Genomic DNA, 18,238 nt, shown 5'->3' on the forward strand with positions numbered 1-18,238 from the left:
GTGCAGCGAAGCGCTCACCTGGCAGCGTGCAATCGGCGGTAGTGACGCGCACGGAGGCTCACGACGACGGCCGAGACGGCGATAGCGATACCTGAGCCGATCAGCACGGCGAGCGTCCCCTCATCCGTCACCGTGTTGTCTCGCTGGAAGGCCAGTTCGTTCATCAACAGCGACACGGTGAAGCCGATGCCTCCCAGGCAGGCGACCACCACAATGTCTGGCAACTGCAGGGCCGGCCGGTCGCGCCGAGTGGCAATGGCACTGGCCCCCCATCCGGCCAGCGTGATGCCGAGGAGCTTGCCGACCGGCAGGGCAACCAGGATTCCCCAGAACGCTGGGCTGAGCCCGTCGATCCGTACCGCGGGAATGGCCACCATGGCCGCCGAGAACGCAAAAAGGGGCAGCACAATGCCGTTGGAGTACGGCTCGATGATGTGGTGCGTTCGCCCACCGGGCACGCGCGCCATCACCAGGCCCAGCACCACTCCGGCGATCGTCGCATGCACCCCTGAGAGGTAGGTGAAATACCAGGTGAGTACCCCGAGCAGGCACAGCGCCGCGATGATCGGCCACTGGGGTTTCCGACCGAGCACCCATGGCGAGCGTGGTTTCAGCAGCCGACTGAACAGGCCGAATCCGGTCGCAGTGATCGCCGCGAACCCGATGAACTGCAGTTGCGCGTCCTGGGTGAAGAAGAACGCGATGATCAGGATGGCGACCAGGTCGTCGAGCACGGCTAACGCAAGCAGGAACACCCGCACACGGGTCGGGATGCCGCGGCCGAAGATGGCGAGAACGCCGAGGGCGAAAGCGATGTCGGTTGCGGTGGGCACCGGCCACCCGCCGGCCAGCGGCGTCCCTGCGGTGAACAGGAGGAATATCACGGCGGGCACCACCACGCCGCCGAGCGCTGCGATCGACGGCAGCGCCGCTTTGGCGAAGCTGTTGAGGTCGCCGATCACCAGCTCGCGCTTCAACTCGATGGCCACGAGGAAGAAGAACACGGCGAGCAGGCCGTCACTGACCCAGTGAGCGGGGGACAGGTCGAGGCCGAATGGCGCATCAACGGGATGCGCGTCCATGAAGGCAACGAACCCGGGGCCGAGGGGGGTGTTCGCGACGATGAGCCCGATGACGGCAGCCAGGAGCAGGAGCCCGGCCGCGAATCGTTCGGATCTGATGAAGGTCATGTGTGCCTGACGGGTCGGTTGACGACGAGACGGATTCCTCCGCCGCCGACCAGACTTCCCGGCTCACCGGTTGCCAGCATACCCGTGAGCCGTACGATGGGTACGATTCCCCAGGAGGCCCCGTGACCAACCCCGATTCTCCCGCCGCAGTATCCGCAGGCGGAGCACAGACCGAACTTGACACGCTCATCGAGACGGTGGCCAGGCTTCGAGCGCCAGGCGGCTGCGCGTGGGACGCCGACCAGACGCACGAGTCGCTCGTGCAGTATCTGGTCGAGGAGAGTTATGAGCTCATCGACGCCATTGAGGCCGGCAGTCGGGAGGAGATGATCGAGGAACTCGGCGATGTGCTCTACCAAGTGCTCTTCCACGCCGATATCGCCGCCCACACCAGTGGCGAGGACTTTGACATCCAGGATGTCGCAGCGCACATGACCGCGAAGATGATCGGCAGGCATCCGCACGTTTTCGGAGACGCCACCCTCGAGACCGCAGACGACGTGGTCGCCGCCTGGGATGGGTTCAAAGCCGCAGAGAAGCCGCACCGCACGAGTGTTCTCGACGGGATCCCGCAGGGGATGCCGGCGCTGGCGCTGGCGCACAAGGTGCTGGGGCGGGCGGAGAAGGTCGGACTGTTGGAAACGGATGCCGCGCCGGCGATGCCGCTCGAGAGCGAAGCGGATCTCGGGCCATTGTTGCTGGCGATCGTGGCGTCGGCGCGGGCCCAGGGATTTGACGCCGAACGTGCGCTGCGCGGGGCATTGCGGGACTTGCAGACCGAAATCCGAACCGCGGAATCGGCAAAGGTGGATGTTGCTGACGCAGGCATCATCGCGGTCGCGGGAGAATGACCTATGACTTCGACTGAACCACCTGCCTCTGACGCGCGCGAAAATGGGCCAGGTGCCGATGCCGAAGCGAACTCAGAGGAATTGCGTTCGTCGAGGCGTTCCTTCCTCAAGGCGACGGGATTTGCGGCTGCCGGATTTGCGGCCGGCGGGATCGCTGGAGGAGCGGCCGGTGCAGTGATCGGTGTCGCGGCGGGGCGGAACGAAGACGAGCAAGGGGCACTCGACCCCCGTTACGAGCCCGGGTTCGATCATGTTGTCGTACTGATGTACGAGAACCGCTCGTTCGACAACCTGCTCGGCTGGCTGTATACGCCAGACACGCTGCCAGACGGGCAGGAGTTCGACGGTCTCGCGATGGGCTCACACAGCAATACCGCGCCGGATGGCACCGTTATCGAAGCGCACGTCTATTCCGGCGCCACCGACACCATCATGAGCCACCCCAACCCCGACCCCGGCGAGGTCTACCCGCACGTCAACACCCAGTTGTTCGGTACTGTCGACCCACCGGAGAACGCCGACCTGTATGTCGGTCACGCGGCGCAGCATCCGTTCAATGCCCCCAAGGCCGGGCAGGTTGCAGACAACTCAGGCTTTGTTCTCGACTACGAGATCAACTTTCGGCGGCTCAGGGGCAAGGCGCCAACCGCCAAGCAACTTCGGGTCTCCATGGGCAGCTTTTCGCCCGAGATGCTGCCGGTCATGTCGACCCTGGCGAAGAATTTCGCCGTATACGACTCCTGGTTCTGCGCCGTGCCGTCGCAGACGTTCTGCAACCGGTCGTTCTTCCACGCCTCCACTTCGCATGGATTCGTCAGCAACAAGGAGGGCGGTGGCTACGACAAATGGCTGGATGCCGACGCCGTTCCGACCATCTTCAACCGGCTCGAGGAGGCTGGGCTCAGCTGGCGGGTCTACTACGACGCCGCGCAGCTGGTCTCCTTCACCGGGGTGTTGCACGCTCCGTCGCTTGAGAAGTACTGGAAGACGAATTTCCGCACCATGGAGCAGTACCACGACGACGCGAAGAACGGCAATCTGCCCGCCTATGCGTTCATCGAGCCGCGGATGACGTTCAATCACAACGACATGCATCCGCCCGTCGGCAAGCTGCGGGAGAGTGACGTCGACGGCGAGCTGGTGTTCAATGGGGCCCTCTCCGATGTGCGCGCCGGAGATGCGTTGCTGCACTACGTGTACTCGGCGATCAAGGAGAGTGGGTCTCAGAAGGGCTCCAACGCCAACAACACTCTGCTTCTGGTGACGTTCGACGAGCACGGCGGCATCTACGATCACGTCACGCCTCCGGCGACGACACCGCCGCATCCGAAGGCAGAACCGGGGGAGATGGGGTTCACGTTCGACCGGCTGGGCTGCCGTGTTCCGGCGATCGCGATCTCTGCCTATACAAAAGCGGGCACCGTCATCAATGACGAGATGCACCATGCGGCCCTCGTCCGCACGCTGAGTCGGTTGCACGGACTGAAGCCGCTCACGGCGCGGGATGCCGGAGCCAACGACCTGTTCAACGTGGTGAATCTCACCAAGCCGCGGCCGGCATCCGACTGGCCTGATACCCACCCGCATTACACACCGCCGAACCCGGAATCCGAGCCGAAGCCGAAGGAAGGATACCGGGACCGGCCGCTGAGTTCGCCGGCGAGCGGGCTGCTCGGGCTACTGGTCGCGCGTTATGGGAAACCGGGCGACGAGGTCCCAGATACCTATGGCGAGGCGTTCGACACGCTGATGGCACACGGGAAGGGCCTGTTCGGCACGACCGATTAGGCAGCACGGCGGTTTCTGCTGCGCCGAGCCGTGAGCTGAGCACCTTCCCATGGCGGGAGCGTGCTTATCTCACGGTTCGGCGGTGGCGATCGTGACCTCTAAGCGATGCGGCTGCCGGTGGGCAGCGTGCGGGCGGGGGTGTCGGTGCGACGCCACGCCCAGAACAGTGCGCCGGCACCGAGTACGAGGTGAATGCCGAGGCCGACGAACCATGAGGGCAGCGCGCGGTCGTAGATCTCGCGTGGAGTCGGATTGTCGCCAAACGACATCATGCCGTCTCGGCCGGGATCGGTCGTCGCCATGGTGCAGTAGTCGATCTCCTGGTGGAGTTCCGGTGGAGTCTGCGCGCCACGCACGCCGATCGCGATCCAGCCGAAGAGATCCTGTGCGTTGCCGCGTTCGTCGAACGCACCAGGGGAGGCATCCGCCACCACGACATAGGGGTTGGCAGCGAGGATCCACCAGTAGTAGTCGAAGCGAGGCACGTCGTACCGGTTCGTGTGCGGGGCAGAACACACGACGTCGCTCTGCTCATCGGTCTGCGAGTCGAACTGGGTGGCATCGACAGACCGGGTCACCGTCGTCACCTCCGACTTGGTCGCCGTGCCGAGCAGGGCGAAAGAGATCAGGGTGCCGATACTCAGTGCGGCGACGATGAGGTAGGTCACCACGATCGAGAACAGCGGGCGAATCAGGATGCCGGACAGTCCGACTCCGATCGCGGCGATGACGCCAAGTTCGACGGCGAGCACCAGGACCGACACGGCGATTGTTGCGGCAGACACCTGGCCGAGGATCACGGCGAAGACGAGGAACGGCACGGCGGCGGCGAGGAACGCGAGGGCGGTGATCCAGGCCGCAAGGAACTTACCGAGAATCAGCTGGCCAGTACTGATCAGGGTGACCTGCGTCGTTGCCAGGGTGCCGGCATCCCGTTCGCCGTTCACGGCGTTTCCGCTGAGCGCGGGGGAGACCAGGGTTCCGAGCAGTAAGACGAAGAAGACGATCGTAGAGAAGACGCCGCCGCCTCCTGTCATCCAGGCTGATGTGGAGAACCACAACAGCGCCGTCACTGCGCCGACCAGGACGATGAAGATGCCGAGCAGCACGTACCAGGCGACGCCGCGTACGCGCTGGCGGAGTTCGAGGGTGACGATCAGCCACAGGCCGGTGAGGTACTCACCGGATCTGGCGCGGGTCATGCTTGCTCCTGGGTGGTGTCGGCATCCTCATGGAGATTGCTCTCACGATTGAGGTCGAGGAAGGTGTGCTCGAGGTCGCCGACAGCCGGTCCGAACGTGGTTACCGGAACGCCGGCGGCAACCAGTTTGGCGAGAAGTTCGGCCGCGGCTGCTTCGTTGTGCACTCGAACCAGGGTGCCGAGACTGTCAACGGTGATGTGTTGAGGCAGAATTCCGGATGCCGAAAGGCTGGCGGCCAGAGCCGCGGGGTCGAGTGAACGGATGCGCCACGCCCTGGCGCTGGCGCTTGCCCTGGCGACCTGTTCGCGGCTCGCGGTGACGCCGGCGGCGAGGTAGACGGCGGCATCCGCCATCTCGTCGAGTTCCGCGAGCACATGGCTGGAGACGAGCACCGCCGTGCCCTCTGCGGCGAGCCGGCGTACGAGTTCACGAAGGGCGATGCGGGCGGCAGGGTCGAGGCCGGAGGCCGGCTCGTCTAGCAGGAGTACAGAGGGGTTGTGCACGAGTGCGCGGGCGAGGCTGAGACGCTGCTTCTGTCCGCGGGACAGCACTCGCGAGGGCTGGTCGGCGAGGTCGTCGAGGCCGGTGAGGAGGATCAGTTCGTTCGCGCGGGCGGCCGCGTCGGATCGGGTCAGCCCGTACATGCGGCCGGTGACACTGAGCGCTGCTCGCACGCTGAGGGTGGGCCAGGAGCCGAGAGCGTCCGGCATCCAGCCGATGGCGGAGCGTACGGCGGTCGGTTCGGTAACCGGGTCGTGGCCGGCGATGCTGATGGCGCCGGAGTCAGGGGCGAGGAGGCTGGCGAGCATGAGCATGAGGGTGGTCTTGCCAGACCCGTTCGGGCCGATCAGGGCGGTGACGGAGCCCGGTGCGACGCTCAGTGTGGCGTCGCGAACGGCGTGCACCTGGCCGAACGATCGGCTGACGCCGGAAACCTCGATGCTGCTCGTGCCTGATGTCGTCATCCGTCGCCCTCTCGCCGAAGTTCTCCCAGCCTAGGGTGAGCGTGCCGCCGCCGGGGGACCGGTGGGCGGCTGGCCGCTAACATCGTTGGATGGTGACCGGTTCAGAACTGTCGGACCGAATTGCACGACTGAGCGAGACCGAGGCGCGTTTGGTCGTCGGTATTTCGGGGTTTGGCGGCTCGGGCAAATCGACGCTTGCGCGTCGGCTGATAACAGGTTTCCCTGAGCGCATTCGGCTGCGCGGTGATGACTTCCTTGATCCAGTTCGTTCACATCGAAGGTCGAGCGAGTGGGATGGCGTCGACAGGGAACGCCTGGCCGCTGAGGTGCTGATTCCGTTCAGAGACGGGAAGGCCGCGCGCTTTCGACGGTACGACTGGTCCCTGAGGACTCTTGGAGCTGAAGAGGCGCTGGATCCTGGACGCGTCCTGGTCGTCGACGCGATCGGCCTGTTTCACCCTGAGTGTATGGGGCTCTTCGACCTCACGGTGTGGGTCGATGTCGGCCTCGAGACGGCAACCGCCAGAGGTAAGGCCAGAGACGAGGGGTATGGCCGTGATCATGGCCGACTCTGGGATGACGTCTGGGTGCCGAATGAGCAAGCGTTTGTGGAAGGCTTCGATCCGAGGTCGGCGGCTGACCTGCTTTATGCCGCGGAATGACGAGGCACGCTTGAGATGGATGAGGAGTGGATCTGACAGTCCACGTCCCATGTCATCGGTGTTGTCGTCGTTGCGGTTCAGTGAGCTTGGGTTGTTGGTCCCGCAGGCGACCCTTCGCTTTGGCCATCGCCAGACCTTCGCGAGTCCGCATCCGCATCAGGCGTCGGACTCGCGACTGTGGAATCGGGGGTCTCGCTCGTAATCCTCGTGACGGAGTTTCAGCGCCGCTTCCACTTGCCCCGGAGCGTCGTCGCCAATGAGCAGCCGGAGCCGCGGATCGTCAAGTTCCCTGACATGGGCGAGAATCACGGCCGCTACATCCTCCGGGGATGTTCCCCCGCTGGCTTCCGCTGCCGGCCAAGGCACAGTTGCGGTACCGAACAATTCGGTTCGTAGCTCGTCGTAGGCGGCAATCGGTGAGCTGAATCGCATGCTCCCGCCGGCCCAATCCGTGTCGATTGCTCCGGGCTCGACGAGGGTCACACGGATACCGAATCGACCGACCTCGGCCGCCATGGCCTCACTGAACCCCTCGAGGCCCCATTTCGCCGCGTTGTAGAGCCCCAGTGTCGGCATGGTCCCCACGGCTCCGACTGTCGAGATCTGAACAATGTGCCCGCTTCGTTGGTCGCGCATGACCGGTATCGCGGCCTGGCTGAGCCAGAGCGGACCGAGAAGATCAGTGTCGAGGATGGCGCGCGCTTCTTCCTCAGTTGCTTCTTCTACTGCGCCGATGAGGCCATACCCGGCATTGTTCACGAGTACGTCGAGCCGCCCGAATTCGGCTACGGCCTGCGCAACGGCGGCGAAGGCAGCGAGCCGGTCGCGGACGTCGAGTTGTTGTACCACCAGACGCTCGTGTTCAGGGAGTGAGTGTGCGCCTCGCACGGTTGCGACCACAGCGTGATCTGCGTCGAGTGCGGCAATTGTCAGGGCGCGACCCAGCCCGCGATTCGCACCGGTGATCATCCAAGTTTGGGGTGAAGTCATGTTTTTACCGTATCAGATAACTGGACGCACCGTCTCGTTTCGTGGGGTAGTGTTTGAGTATGGCGCGCCCGCGAACTCGAACCTTGGTCTATGAAGCGGTGCTCTCGCTTGCTAGGGAGGACCGCTTCGGGAGCATTTCGATGGAGGGCGTGGCAGCGCGCGCGGGAGTGAGTAAACAAACGTTGTACCGCACCTGGCCGTCGACCGGGGCGATCCTGTTCGATGCGCTTCTGGCTCGGAGCCTCAGCGAGGACGGCGTGGTCGTCGTGCCCAACTCGGGTGATCTTGTAGCGGACCTGGAATCGCTCGTCGCTGCGACAATCGTCGAGTTGACCGATCCGACGCAGGAGCCCCTTCTGCGAGCGGTCACCGCCGATATCCAGACCGATGGGGTGCTTGCTGCTCAATACCGCGATCGGCTCCTGACGCCTCAGCTCAAGGCCATTTCCGACAGACTGCGAGAGGGGAGCATCGATGACCCGGACGCGGCCGCAGAACTTCTATTGGGTCCCATATTTCACCGTTGGCTCCTGCGTACCCGAGTTTTTGAGCCCGGGTGGGCGAGCGCACACGTTCAACGCGTGCTTCGAGCCACCGCAACTCGCGCAGTACTGTTACCGCCATTGGCCGGGACCAGTGATCAGTGATCAGCGTCCGTGGCGGAACCCGCTTCGAGCCGCCGTCCCGCAGGAGGTTCTTCCACTTGTGGGTGCACGCGATGATGCTCTGCGGTGCCAAACCGGCAAACCTCTCAGGCCAGCTGGGTCGCGCGCCATTCGCGCGCACGACCAAGGATCTGTCGGATGACGGAGCTCTTGGCATCTGCGTAGTAGTTCATGTCGCTCCACTGCTGCTGCGCGAGCTGGTTCTTGGTGGCCGCGTAGAGAGCACGGTCGGCTTTGTTGTTTCGCAGCCAGTCGCCGAGATCGCGGTAGTTGTCGATTTCCTCGGACTTGGGCTCGAAGACATGCACATGAACGTCTTTTTCCATCGTTCTGAGCACCCGGTGCCGCGGTTCTCTGACTCGAAGGACAAAGCCCTCCGCTTCAAGTGGCTCTCGGCACTCATGACCCAATTCTCTCAGTTGCGCTGGTTCCGGAGGATGATCCCCTTTCCCGACGCCAACCACAAGCTGTGGAGCGTCCTCCGCTGAGGGTTGCAGAGTCGCAACAGCGGGAGCACCTCGCTTGCGACGAGGTCGACCGGTCCGTCCCCGCGCGTCACGTCGAAGGCGGGCCGTCTACCCGGATAAGCAGCTCGGCGGGGCCGAAGTGCGCCGCGTAGGCGGTCGCTGGCAGGGTCGCCGCCACCTGCGGCCGGAAGGCGGTGCGGAGCGCCATGGTCATCAGTCGGGGGTGATGATCTGCTCCTCCCGGGATTCGCCCATTGCTTTGAAGCCCCAGGCGCTGGATTCCCGCAATAGCACGGCGCGCCAGTGGAGGCGTTCAGACGGGAGGTATTCAGAGGGTGAGGTCGACGACGACCTTGCCGTGCAGTCGTCCGGCCTCGATGTCTCCAAGCGCCTCCAGCGCACCGGAAAGCGGAACGGTCCGGGCAATATCGACCTGCACGGCACCGCTTGCTGCCTGCTCGGCCAACGAGTTAAGGATCTGCTTGCCTGGCGAAGCCATCACCTGACCGCCAGTCAGGCCGCGGGCGGCGAGCGTCGCGTCATCCGGAATCTGCGTCACCGTGCGAGCGATACCGCCTAGCCGAACCGCTTCGACCGGAACTTCCTCTAGCGTCCAGCCGTGGAGGTTGATCAGCGCATCCACGCCTTCGGGGAAGAGGGCGAGAACCTGCGCGCTGGTCGACCCGTGCGTGTAATCGACGACCTCGGTTGCGCCGAGCTCACGCATCCGGTCGGTACTCGCCGGCGATGCAGTCGCGACTACCGTCACGCCCTGCCGGGCCAGCAACTGCACCGCGAATCGCCCGACACTGCCCGAAGCACCGTTGACGAGCACAACCTGCCCCGGCCGGGCGTCGATTGCGTCGACGAGGATGCGTGCGGCACCAGCAGCCAAGGGCAGGGCTGCTGCATCGACGAAGCTCAAGCCCTCCGGCTTCACCGTCACCTGGTCCGCGGGCAGTGCAGCGAAATCGGCAAGGGTTCCGGCCTCGAATGGCGCCGCGAACGGCACATGGCCGAGTACCTCATCGCCGACACTGACATCCGTCACATCGTCACCGACGGCTTCTACCACGCCGGCCACGTCGCGGCCGAGCACGAGCGGGAACAGGTGAGGGATCAGCTGCTCCAGCGCCCCGGGCGCGATGTGGTTGTCGAATGGGTTCAAACCAGCAGCCCGAACACGGATGACAACTTCACCTGCCGACGCCGACGGAGGTGAAATCTCCCCGAGTATTGCAGCCTGACCTGAACCGGGGACGTGTACAGCGAGCATCTTCTCTCCTTCATCGACGAACACTACGGACGCCACCATAGACGATTCTTGAAGCTTCAATAACCCGGAAGATAGACTCTCGCCATGACCGAAGCGCATGATCGAGAGACTGGTGAGACGCGCTGGCTCGACACGGACGAGCGTGCAGCGTGGCTCGCGACAGCAGCCATCATGATCACGCTTCCGGCAGCGCTCGACTCCCGACTGCAGCGCGAGGCCGGGCTGACCTTCTTCGAGTACCTCGTGCTCTCAGTGCTGTCCGAGCAAGACGACCGCACCATGCAGATGAGCGAGATCGCCGCCGGCGTCTCCGCCTCGTTGTCCAGGCTCTCCCATGCGATTAAGAAGCTCGAGGAGAAGCACCTGGTGACCCGCAGCCGAGTGCCCGGCACGGGCCGGCGGACCGCCGCGACACTCACCGATGCCGGCTACGAACGAGTGGTGGCGGCCGCACCGGGACACGTAGCAGCAGTGCGCGAATATCTGATGGACGCACTTGAACCCGACGATCTGGCGACTCTCCGGCGCATCGGCGTCGCCACGGCGACACGCATCAACCCCGACCGCCCCTTCCTGCACGGAAACCCCGGATCGTGACGAATGGTGCCGGGCGCTCATCGGCATGGGCCTCCCGATAGAGGATCCTTTTCGGGATTCAAGAGCTGTCCGCAGAGGGTTCGGCTTTCGGGCACGCTTACCCGGCATTTGGATGCGCGGCTAGTCTTCTGCGTCGAAACGCTCGCGTGCGCGTTCCACCTCGGGCAGGTTGTCGGTTGTCCAGCGCAAAAGGGCATCGATGAGTTCGTTGAGCGTGTTCCCGACCGCCGCGATCCGATACTCCACCGCGACCGGACGCGCCTGCAGGACGACACGCTCGATCATTCCGTTGCGCTCGAGGCGACGCAGAGTCGTCGTGAGCGACTTCTGCCCGATTGTTGGGATCGTCCGGCGCAACTCGTTGAATCGCAAGGGTCGCCCGCACAACTCGTCGAGCACGTGCAGCGACCACTTGTCGAGTACCTGGTCGAGCAGTTCGCGGTGCGGCGCGTCGACCTGAAGGAGATCGGAGCTGGGAGAGGTGGTGTCATTCACGACACCTAGTCTCGTTGAAGTTCCCTTCGTGCACCAAGTAGACAGAAGGAACCACATTCGATAAACGAACGAAAGAAGCCCTCGTGAGCGTCGAGACACTCTCCCCCCAGAACATGTTTCAGCCCGTGCCTTATCACCACGTCGCCATCGGCACCGGCACCCGCCACGTGCACGTGGCCGGACAGATCTCCCGCGACGGCCACGCGAACCTCATCGCGACGGGCGATCTCTCCGGACAGGTCGCACAGGTGCTCCGTAACACCGCCCTGGGCCTCGCGGGTGCCGGCGCCACCTTCGCGGACGTCGTGCGCCTGCGATTCTTCATGACCCAGTCAGCACCGGAGAAGTTTGGCGACTTCATGGCCGGTATCGAACTCGTCGCCGACGAGCTGGGACTGCCGCAGCCGCTGCCGCCCGTGTCCGTCATCGGCGTCGACTTCCTCTTCGAGCCCGATGTACTCGTCGAACTCGAGGCCTACGCTGTCCTCGACTGATCGAGGCGCGGACGGCGCCGAGTCGGGGATGCGGGCCGGGGTTGGCCGGGCCTGACGTGGTCCAGCTGAGGGTTCGGCATAAGGGAATCTGCGCACCGCTGTCGCTCGGATGTCATTGCGATTGACAACAATGGCTTCCATGATGAAGTCCGATCCGATGTCGGCCACGCGCCGACTTTTGCTCTCATCCTTGGCTTCTTCCGGCCTTGAATCAGTCTTCGAGGTCTATAGCGATCCTGATGCGTGGCACCACCAGCCCACGGGGCGGCACAAGACTCACGAGCAGTCCGTCGCGGCCAAATCACGAACCGCGTTAAGGATGACGCTCTTCCGGACATGTTCTATGTGAAGGCACTCTACGAAGGGCAGTTCGATGGATTGGTTGGATGAGGCGGTGCGGCACGCTGCACCACCGGCGCTTGGGGCTGATCCGGTCACGGCCGGCCACGCGAAAGCGACTGCGCGCGCCGTCCTCGTGGAAGCGCCGCGGAGAACAACGTTCCTTCGCAGGATCATCGCAGGCTCCGCCCTGGGTATCGGTATCGTCTGCTTGGGCGTCACCGCGGCAACGGCCGGGCCGGCCGTGATCGACTGGCTGGGCTGGACCCCAGACGTCGTCGCGCAGCGCAGCTTCGACTTCGTGGGCGGATCCGACCTCGGGCTATGCGAAGTCTTCATTCGCGTGGAACCCTACTATCGCGACCACGACGTGCCAGACGATGAAGTCGACCGGCGAACCGAGGCGGCGTGGACATTCCTCACGGAACACGACTGGGATCCGCTCATCGCGTCGATCACCATTGAGGAGATCGAGGCCGCGTACCAACTCGAAGTCGAAAGACGCGTGGCGTACACCGACCCGGCCAGCATCGCATCCGGCGCCACCCCACCGCCCGCAACCTATTCCATTGCGGCCACACAGGTCATGAGCGATCGCATCTCTGCCGAGTTCGAGCAGGCGGGCTTCCTGAAGCAAGGTGTCTCATTAGGATCGGCGGCAGGGCCGTGCGAGGGCACGACTGAAAGCACCACGCAATGACGCGCCGGCCAGGTCGATCGGCGCGACAGGAACACCTGGAGAGCGCCTACGAGGCCAACGCTCCCGACCTCCTCAGCTATTTCGGCAGACGCGTGACCATCCCAGCCGACGCCGCTGATCTGCTCAGCGAGACGTTCGTGGTGGCGTGGCGGCGCGGCGATCGAATGCCCCTGGAACCCGAGCAAGCACGAATGTGGCTGTTCGGCGTCGCGAGGCGCGTCCTCGCCAATGCCGCGCGCCACGCCGCCCGCCATTCCGACCTCACGGACAAGCTGCGCGCGCATCTCGAGACGCTCCCGACCGAGCATGTCGACGCGGAAACCCTCGACATCCGCGCCGCGCTCGACGCAATACCTGACAACCAAACCGAACTCGTACGCCTCGTCCTATGGGATGGATTCACGCTTCCGGAAGCAGCCACCATCCTCGGGATCAGCGAGTCGACCGCGCGCGGACGTTACCAGCGGGCACGGGTCCAACTCCGCGAACTCCTCCACGAACACCAATACGAAAGGAACACACCATGACCGCAGCACCCATCGACCCCGCCGCGATTGCACTGCCTCCGACCAAGGCGATCGACATCACGGCTTATCTTCCGGAACCGCGCGTCAAGGCAACTGCCTAGAGAGGGAGGTGTGTGGAAGGTCGGGCTCGGACATTCCAGGTTGTGGAAAGTGCATCAAGGCACTTCACCATCAAATATCCCCCTACCGCACGCCTCCAATGTCCAGCTGAGGGTTGCCTTGCGGGCGGTGCCCTATCCGACGGGCAGAGACGTGTACGGTGCCCTTATGAGTCTGGTTCTCGTCACCGGGGCTGCGCGCGCCAATAGCATCGCGGCCGTCGTCGCTCCTCGGTTGGCCTCAGCCGGTTGGGAGGTCGTGACCAGCGACCTCGACAGCGGGGACTACCCGTGCGATCTGGCAACCACGGACGGCCCCGAAAAGCTCATCGAACGTGTCACCACAGAGCGCGGTGCACTCAGCGCACTCGTGCTCAGCCACGCGCACGACGTCGAATCCGGCATCCTCGACACCACAGCGGCCAGCTTCGATACACACGTGGCCGTGAACGCCCGCGCCTCGTTGCTTTTGATCGCGGCCTTCGCGCGACAGGTTCCGGACAGCGGAGGTGCGATCGTCGCGTTCACAAGCGATCACACAACAGGGAACCTGCCCTACGGCGCGTCCAAGGGCGCTCTCGACAGAATCGTCATTTCTGCCGCCCGAGAACTCGGTCCGAGAGGGATCTCCGCAAACGTGGTCAACCCGGGGCCAATCGATACCGGGTGGATGGATGCCGAAATGCGCGAGAACATGGTTCCGCATCACCCCCTTGGCAGACTCGGTACACCGACCGATATAGCAGCTGTGGTGTCCTTCCTCCTTTCTGAGGGGGGCCGCTGGGTTTCAGGCCAGCTCCTCCACGCTGACGGCGGTTTCTCATCCAGGTACTGACGACCGACCGGTTGAGCTCGCCATCCGCTTCCGGACACCTCCGGTGTCCGGCTGAAGGCCCTCCTTCTGCGGGAATGAAGCGACGGTTTTGGGTGGTCGGAACCGCACTGGGACGCCGTTTCGAGGTGTTCGCCGAAATGGACAAGGAATCGGCGCGTTCGTTCCAGGATCCGCGAACGGCCGGGCTTGTCCGCTTGCTCGGAAGCAACCCCAATATTGGTGTAGCCAATGAGTTGGGGCATTTTGTAGAGGAGTAACTTACGCGTCATAGACGCTGAGGCGCCCGCATGGCGTTCCCTCGCGGGCAACCCTTGTCGGTTAGATCAGGATTCTAAAGCTTTCGATCGAGGCTCCGGAAAGCGCCCGCAGAACGTCCGGCTTGCGGGCGGTGCGACGATGGCTTTATGACTGAAACCCTCGAACCGGCGCTTGTCCCCGAACTCTTGGTCGTCGACGTCGATCGCAGCCACGGGTTGAGGCGCGGTTAGCGTTGCTGGACGTGTCTCACTGAGGGTTCCGCTTGCGGAATCTGGCTTCTCTAGATCAACTGCTTGCGGGCCTCGTCAGGCGATGGCCTCGAAATGCAGTCGGAGTAGCCAGGCGTGGGAGGTGTACGCAACGGTGCAGGCTGCGGGTCGGATGGAGCACTTCTTGCTCTGACGGCATTGCCCGGTCATTGTGGTGAGGTAAGGCTTTCCACCCTCGCGGAGCGGCCCGGGGAGAGGTAGCGTCAAACCATGACCGAGACATCTTTCAACGAGCTTCTATCCGCCCAGATCGGCAACGAGTTCGCCGCATCCCAGCAGTACATCGCCATTGCCGTGTGGTTCGACAACCAAGACCTCCCACAGTTGGCCACCCACTTCTACCGCCAGTCGGTCGAAGAGCGTAACCACGCCATGATGCTCGTGCAGTACCGCCTCGACCGCGGCGTCGGCCTCGAAATCCCCGGCATCCCGGCCGTCAAGAACGAATTCGCGAACCCCGTAGAACCGATCGCGCTCGCGCTGGCCCAGGAGAAGCAGGTCACCACGCAGATCGAGGCGCTCTTCGCGGCCGCACGCGCAGACAGCGATGCCCTCGGCGAGCAGGCCATGCTGTGGTTCCTCAAGGAACAGGTCGAAGAAGTCGCGTCGATGTCCACGCTGCTCACCATCGCCCAACGCGCCGGCGACAACTGGTTCGACATCGAGAACTTCATCGCTCGCGAATCCGTCGGCGATGGTGGGCTGGACTCCGACGCCCCCGCGGCCGCCGGCGGAGCTCTCTAGCGCCACGTCTGGTCGTCACCTCTGGTCAGCAAACCTGTCCGACTCGGGCGAGCGCGGCCAGCACCGGAACAGCGCGACGTTACTGGCAGAATTGAGCGCATGGCAGCTCCAGTGAACCCGCCGCGCGGCATGCGCGACTTCCTCCCAGGCGACAAGGCGGCCAGGGAACACGCGCTGGGCATCATCCGGAACAGTTTCACCGCCCACGGCTTCGACGAGATCGAGACGCCGGTCATGGAGGACTCCGCCCGGTTGCACGCCGGACTCGGTGGCGACAACGAGAAGCTCGCCTTCGCGGTCATGAAGCGCGGACTCAGCGAGACCGATGTCGCAGCCGCAGCCGCCAGCGGCGACATCCTCTCCCTGGCGGACCTGGGCCTGCGTTTCGACCTCACGGTTCCGCTGGCCAGGTTCTATGCCTCCCACCGCGCATCGCTGCCGCCGGTTTTCCGCTCCATCCAGATTGCGCCGGTGTGGCGGGCCGAACGCCCGCAGAAGGGGCGCTACCGGCAGTTCATGCAGTGCGACATCGACATCATCGGCGATGACAGCTCGCTCGCCGAGATCGAGCTCATCACCGCAACCGCCGCGACCATCGACGCGCTCGGCCTGACAGGATGCACCATTCGCGTCAACGACCGGCGAATCCTGCAAACGCTGCTCGCGAGCTGGGGCGTGCCGACCGACCTCACCGAGCGCGCCCTGATCACCATCGACAAACTCGACAAGATCGGAGTCGATGGCGTCGTCACCGAACTTGGCACCCTCGGGGTGGCCAGCGAAGGCATCGCTGCCTCGCTCACCTCGCTTGCGTCGGCAAACTGGAGCCTCGCCAAGAAAGATGGGGAGAACGGCGACATCCCCGGCTGGCTTGACCAGGCCGCATACGACGACCTTCTCGCCCTTCGCGACGCCATGCCCGGCATCCCACTCGAATTCGACCCGACACTGGTGCGGGGGATGGGCTACTACACCGGCACCATCTTCGAGATCGCGCACCCTGACCTCGGCTACTCGCTCGGCGGCGGCGGCCGTTACGACGGCATGATCGGCAGATTCCTGGGCACCGATGTGCCGGCGTGTGGCTTCTCGATCGGCTTCGAACGCATCGTCGACCTGCTGGGCGCCACAACGGCATCCGTCGCCGACGCCGTTGTCCTGGTACACGATAAGAACGCAGACCCGCGGATGCTGGTGGCCCTGAAATCAGAACTGGTTGCGTCAGGTAAACGCGTGCGGCTGGAAAAGCGTACGAAGAACCTCAAGGGCATCCTCGAGCGCGCCGAGGCCGACGGCTTCGGCAGCTTCGCGATTGTGACCACCGACACCACCACCGACACCGATACCGATATCGGCACCGTCGCCAACCTGGAGTTCAAGCCTCTGGGCTGACGCATGGCACGGGCGCTCAACGCGTTCTCTCGCGATCAGTAGACTTGTGCGCGGATTACACCGTCGTTTTCCTGCACCCCAACCCCCAGAGAACACAGGAGACAGTAGTGGCACTCATTGAGGCAGTAGACGCTCGCGAAATTCTCGACTCCCGCGGAAACCCCACCATCGAGGTCGAGGTCTTGCTGGAGGATGGCACGGTCAGTCGTGCCGCAGTGCCGTCCGGCGCATCCACCGGCGCATTCGAGGCCTACGAGTTGCGCGACGGCGACGAGGCGCGTTACCAGGGCAAGGGCGTGCTGAAGGCCGTCGATGCCGTCATTGACGAGCTCGGTCCGGCCATCGAAGGCATCGACGCCAGCGACCAGCGCATTGTCGACGCGAGCCTCATCGAAGCCGACGGCACCGAGAACAAAGAGCGCCTCGGCGCGAACGCGATCCTTGGCGTCAGCCTGGCCGTCGCCAAGGCAGCTGCACACGCGGCCGACCTGCCGCTGTTCCGCTACCTCGGCGGACCGAACGCCCACACTCTGCCCGTTCCGCTGATGAACATCATCAATGGTGGCTCTCACGCTGACAACGACGTGGACATCCAAGAGTTCATGATCGTTCCGATCGGCGCTGAAACGTTCAGCGAGGCCCTCCGCTGGGGCGTCGAGACCTACCACGCGCTCAAGGCGCTGCTGAAGTCGAAGGGGCTCTCCACCGGCCTCGGCGATGAGGGCGGCTTCGCTCCGAACCTGCCAAGCAATCGCGCCGCGCTCGACCTCATCGTCGAAGCCATCGGCAACGCCGGCTACACACCGGGCAAAGACATCGCGCTGGCGCTCGACTGCGCGGCGACCGAGTTCTACAAGGACGGCGCATACAACTTCGAGGGCAAGCAGCTCTCGGCCACCGAGATCGTCGCCTACTACGCCGAACTCGTTGCCGCCTACCCGCTGGTCTCTATCGAAGACCCGCTGGAGGAAGAAGACTGGGACGGCTGGGTGCACCTCACCGAGCAGCTTGGCGACAAGGTGCAGATCGTCGGCGATGACCTGTTCGTCACCAACCCGATTCGACTGGCCAGGGGCCTCGAGGCCGGTGCCGGCAACTCGATCCTCGTCAAGGTGAACCAGATCGGCACGCTCACCGAGACGCTGGATGCCGTCGCCCTGGCGCAGCGCGCTGGCTACACGGCCATCCTGTCCCACCGCTCTGGCGAGACAGAAGACACCACGATCGCCGACCTCGCGGTGGCAACGGATGCCGGTCAGATCAAGACCGGAGCGCCTGCCAGGAGCGAGCGCGTTGCTAAGTACAATCAGTTGCTGAGGATCGAGGAAGAGCTCGGCGAAGCCGCGGTCTACGCCGGTCGCGGGGCATTCCCGAGGTTCAGCGCGTAATACCTGCCGGGCGTAAGCGGCACGGATCACGCCGCTTACGCCTCGC

The 18,238-nt window shown here is 64.3% G+C and carries 19 protein-coding genes; 12 read left to right on the forward strand and 7 right to left on the reverse strand.

Annotation, left to right across the window (positions count from 1 at the left end; genetic code table 11):
* Window positions 1-14: 14 nt before the first annotated feature.
* Entirely contained in the window at window positions 15-1,190 is a 1,176-nt protein-coding gene (gene nhaA / locus K323_RS0117975) for a Na+/H+ antiporter NhaA (RefSeq protein ID WP_022886651.1), read from the reverse strand.
* A gap of 122 nt (window positions 1,191-1,312) precedes the next feature.
* Between nhaA and K323_RS0117980 the strand changes: the two genes are divergently transcribed.
* Together K323_RS0117980 and K323_RS0117985 are read left to right on the forward strand one after the other, a co-directional pair.
* Window positions 1,313-2,041 (forward strand): nucleoside triphosphate pyrophosphohydrolase, encoded by a 729-nt coding sequence (locus tag K323_RS0117980; protein WP_026851806.1) that lies wholly within the window; start codon window positions 1,313-1,315, stop codon window positions 2,039-2,041.
* Window positions 2,042-2,044: 3 nt separating this feature from the next.
* A complete protein-coding gene (locus tag K323_RS0117985; RefSeq protein WP_022886653.1) occupies window positions 2,045-3,829 on the forward strand; it encodes an alkaline phosphatase family protein in 1,785 nt (594 codons plus the stop codon).
* A 98-nt stretch (window positions 3,830-3,927) separates the two neighbouring features.
* On the opposite strand, the gene K323_RS0117990 is transcribed toward K323_RS0117985, so the two are convergent.
* On the reverse strand, window positions 3,928-5,031 hold the full coding sequence (locus K323_RS0117990) for an ABC transporter permease (protein ID WP_022886654.1): 1,104 nt from the start codon (window positions 5,029-5,031) through the stop codon (window positions 3,928-3,930).
* Entirely contained in the window at window positions 5,028-5,996 is a 969-nt protein-coding gene (locus tag K323_RS27080) for an ABC transporter ATP-binding protein (RefSeq protein WP_022886655.1), read from the reverse strand. Before K323_RS27080 ends, K323_RS0117990 begins: the two co-directional genes overlap by 4 nt.
* 89 nt (window positions 5,997-6,085) lie before the next feature.
* On the opposite strand from K323_RS27080, the gene K323_RS0118000 reads away from it, so the two are divergent.
* The gene (locus tag K323_RS0118000; protein WP_022886656.1) at window positions 6,086-6,658 is read left to right on the forward strand and encodes a uridine kinase family protein; all 573 of its coding nucleotides are present in this window, start codon (window positions 6,086-6,088) and stop codon (window positions 6,656-6,658) included.
* Between the two features lie 156 nt (window positions 6,659-6,814).
* Here the strand turns inward: K323_RS0118000 and K323_RS0118005 are convergent, their stop codons facing one another.
* The gene (locus K323_RS0118005) at window positions 6,815-7,648 is read right to left on the reverse strand and encodes an SDR family NAD(P)-dependent oxidoreductase (protein WP_026851810.1); all 834 of its coding nucleotides are present in this window, start codon (window positions 7,646-7,648) and stop codon (window positions 6,815-6,817) included.
* Between the two features lie 59 nt (window positions 7,649-7,707).
* On the opposite strand from K323_RS0118005, the gene K323_RS27085 reads away from it, so the two are divergent.
* Window positions 7,708-8,295, forward strand: a complete 588-nt coding sequence (locus K323_RS27085) for a TetR/AcrR family transcriptional regulator (protein ID WP_022886658.1) — start codon at window positions 7,708-7,710, stop codon at window positions 8,293-8,295.
* A gap of 104 nt (window positions 8,296-8,399) precedes the next feature.
* Here the strand turns inward: K323_RS27085 and K323_RS29545 are convergent, their stop codons facing one another.
* Complete coding sequence (locus K323_RS29545; protein WP_245571020.1) at window positions 8,400-8,777, reverse strand: GrpB family protein; 378 nt, start codon at window positions 8,775-8,777, stop codon at window positions 8,400-8,402.
* Between the two features lie 331 nt (window positions 8,778-9,108).
* Window positions 9,109-10,095: an NADP-dependent oxidoreductase gene (locus K323_RS0118035; RefSeq protein WP_022886662.1), complete on the reverse strand. Its 987-nt coding sequence runs from the start codon at window positions 10,093-10,095 to the stop codon at window positions 9,109-9,111.
* A 45-nt stretch (window positions 10,096-10,140) separates the two neighbouring features.
* On the opposite strand from K323_RS0118035, the gene K323_RS27100 reads away from it, so the two are divergent.
* Window positions 10,141-10,653 (forward strand): MarR family winged helix-turn-helix transcriptional regulator, encoded by a 513-nt coding sequence (locus tag K323_RS27100; RefSeq protein WP_022886663.1) that lies wholly within the window; start codon window positions 10,141-10,143, stop codon window positions 10,651-10,653.
* Window positions 10,654-10,773: 120 nt separating this feature from the next.
* On the opposite strand, the gene K323_RS0118045 is transcribed toward K323_RS27100, so the two are convergent.
* Window positions 10,774-11,148 (reverse strand): winged helix-turn-helix transcriptional regulator, encoded by a 375-nt coding sequence (locus K323_RS0118045; protein ID WP_022886664.1) that lies wholly within the window; start codon window positions 11,146-11,148, stop codon window positions 10,774-10,776.
* Window positions 11,149-11,231: 83 nt separating this feature from the next.
* On the opposite strand from K323_RS0118045, the gene K323_RS0118050 reads away from it, so the two are divergent.
* The 7 genes from K323_RS0118050 to eno all read left to right on the forward strand — a co-directional run bounded on the left by K323_RS0118050 (window position 11,232) and on the right by eno (window position 18,192).
* A complete protein-coding gene (locus K323_RS0118050; RefSeq protein ID WP_022886665.1) occupies window positions 11,232-11,642 on the forward strand; it encodes a RidA family protein in 411 nt (136 codons plus the stop codon).
* A gap of 373 nt (window positions 11,643-12,015) precedes the next feature.
* Window positions 12,016-12,681 carry a hypothetical protein gene (locus K323_RS0118055; protein ID WP_022886666.1) on the forward strand — a complete coding sequence of 222 codons (666 nt, stop codon included), beginning with the start codon at window positions 12,016-12,018 and terminating at the stop codon, window positions 12,679-12,681.
* Window positions 12,678-13,208, forward strand: coding sequence for an RNA polymerase sigma factor (locus K323_RS27105; RefSeq protein WP_022886667.1), 531 nt, complete (start codon window positions 12,678-12,680; stop codon window positions 13,206-13,208). The genes K323_RS0118055 and K323_RS27105 overlap by 4 nt, the downstream gene beginning before the upstream one ends.
* Before the next feature lie 267 nt (window positions 13,209-13,475).
* Window positions 13,476-14,141, forward strand: a complete 666-nt coding sequence (locus K323_RS0118070; protein WP_022886669.1) for an SDR family oxidoreductase — start codon at window positions 13,476-13,478, stop codon at window positions 14,139-14,141.
* A 737-nt stretch (window positions 14,142-14,878) separates the two neighbouring features.
* A complete protein-coding gene (locus K323_RS0118080) occupies window positions 14,879-15,412 on the forward strand; it encodes a ferritin (protein ID WP_022886671.1) in 534 nt (177 codons plus the stop codon).
* Between the two features lie 99 nt (window positions 15,413-15,511).
* The gene (gene hisS / locus K323_RS0118085) at window positions 15,512-16,804 is read left to right on the forward strand and encodes a histidine--tRNA ligase (RefSeq protein ID WP_022886672.1); all 1,293 of its coding nucleotides are present in this window, start codon (window positions 15,512-15,514) and stop codon (window positions 16,802-16,804) included.
* Between the two features lie 107 nt (window positions 16,805-16,911).
* Window positions 16,912-18,192: a phosphopyruvate hydratase gene (gene eno / locus K323_RS0118090; RefSeq protein ID WP_022886673.1), complete on the forward strand. Its 1,281-nt coding sequence runs from the start codon at window positions 16,912-16,914 to the stop codon at window positions 18,190-18,192.
* Window positions 18,193-18,238: the final 46 nt, after the last annotated feature.

It is taken from the genome of Glaciibacter superstes DSM 21135, from assembly GCF_000421145.1.
GTDB classification, from domain to species: domain Bacteria; phylum Actinomycetota; class Actinomycetes; order Actinomycetales; family Microbacteriaceae; genus Cryobacterium; species Cryobacterium superstes.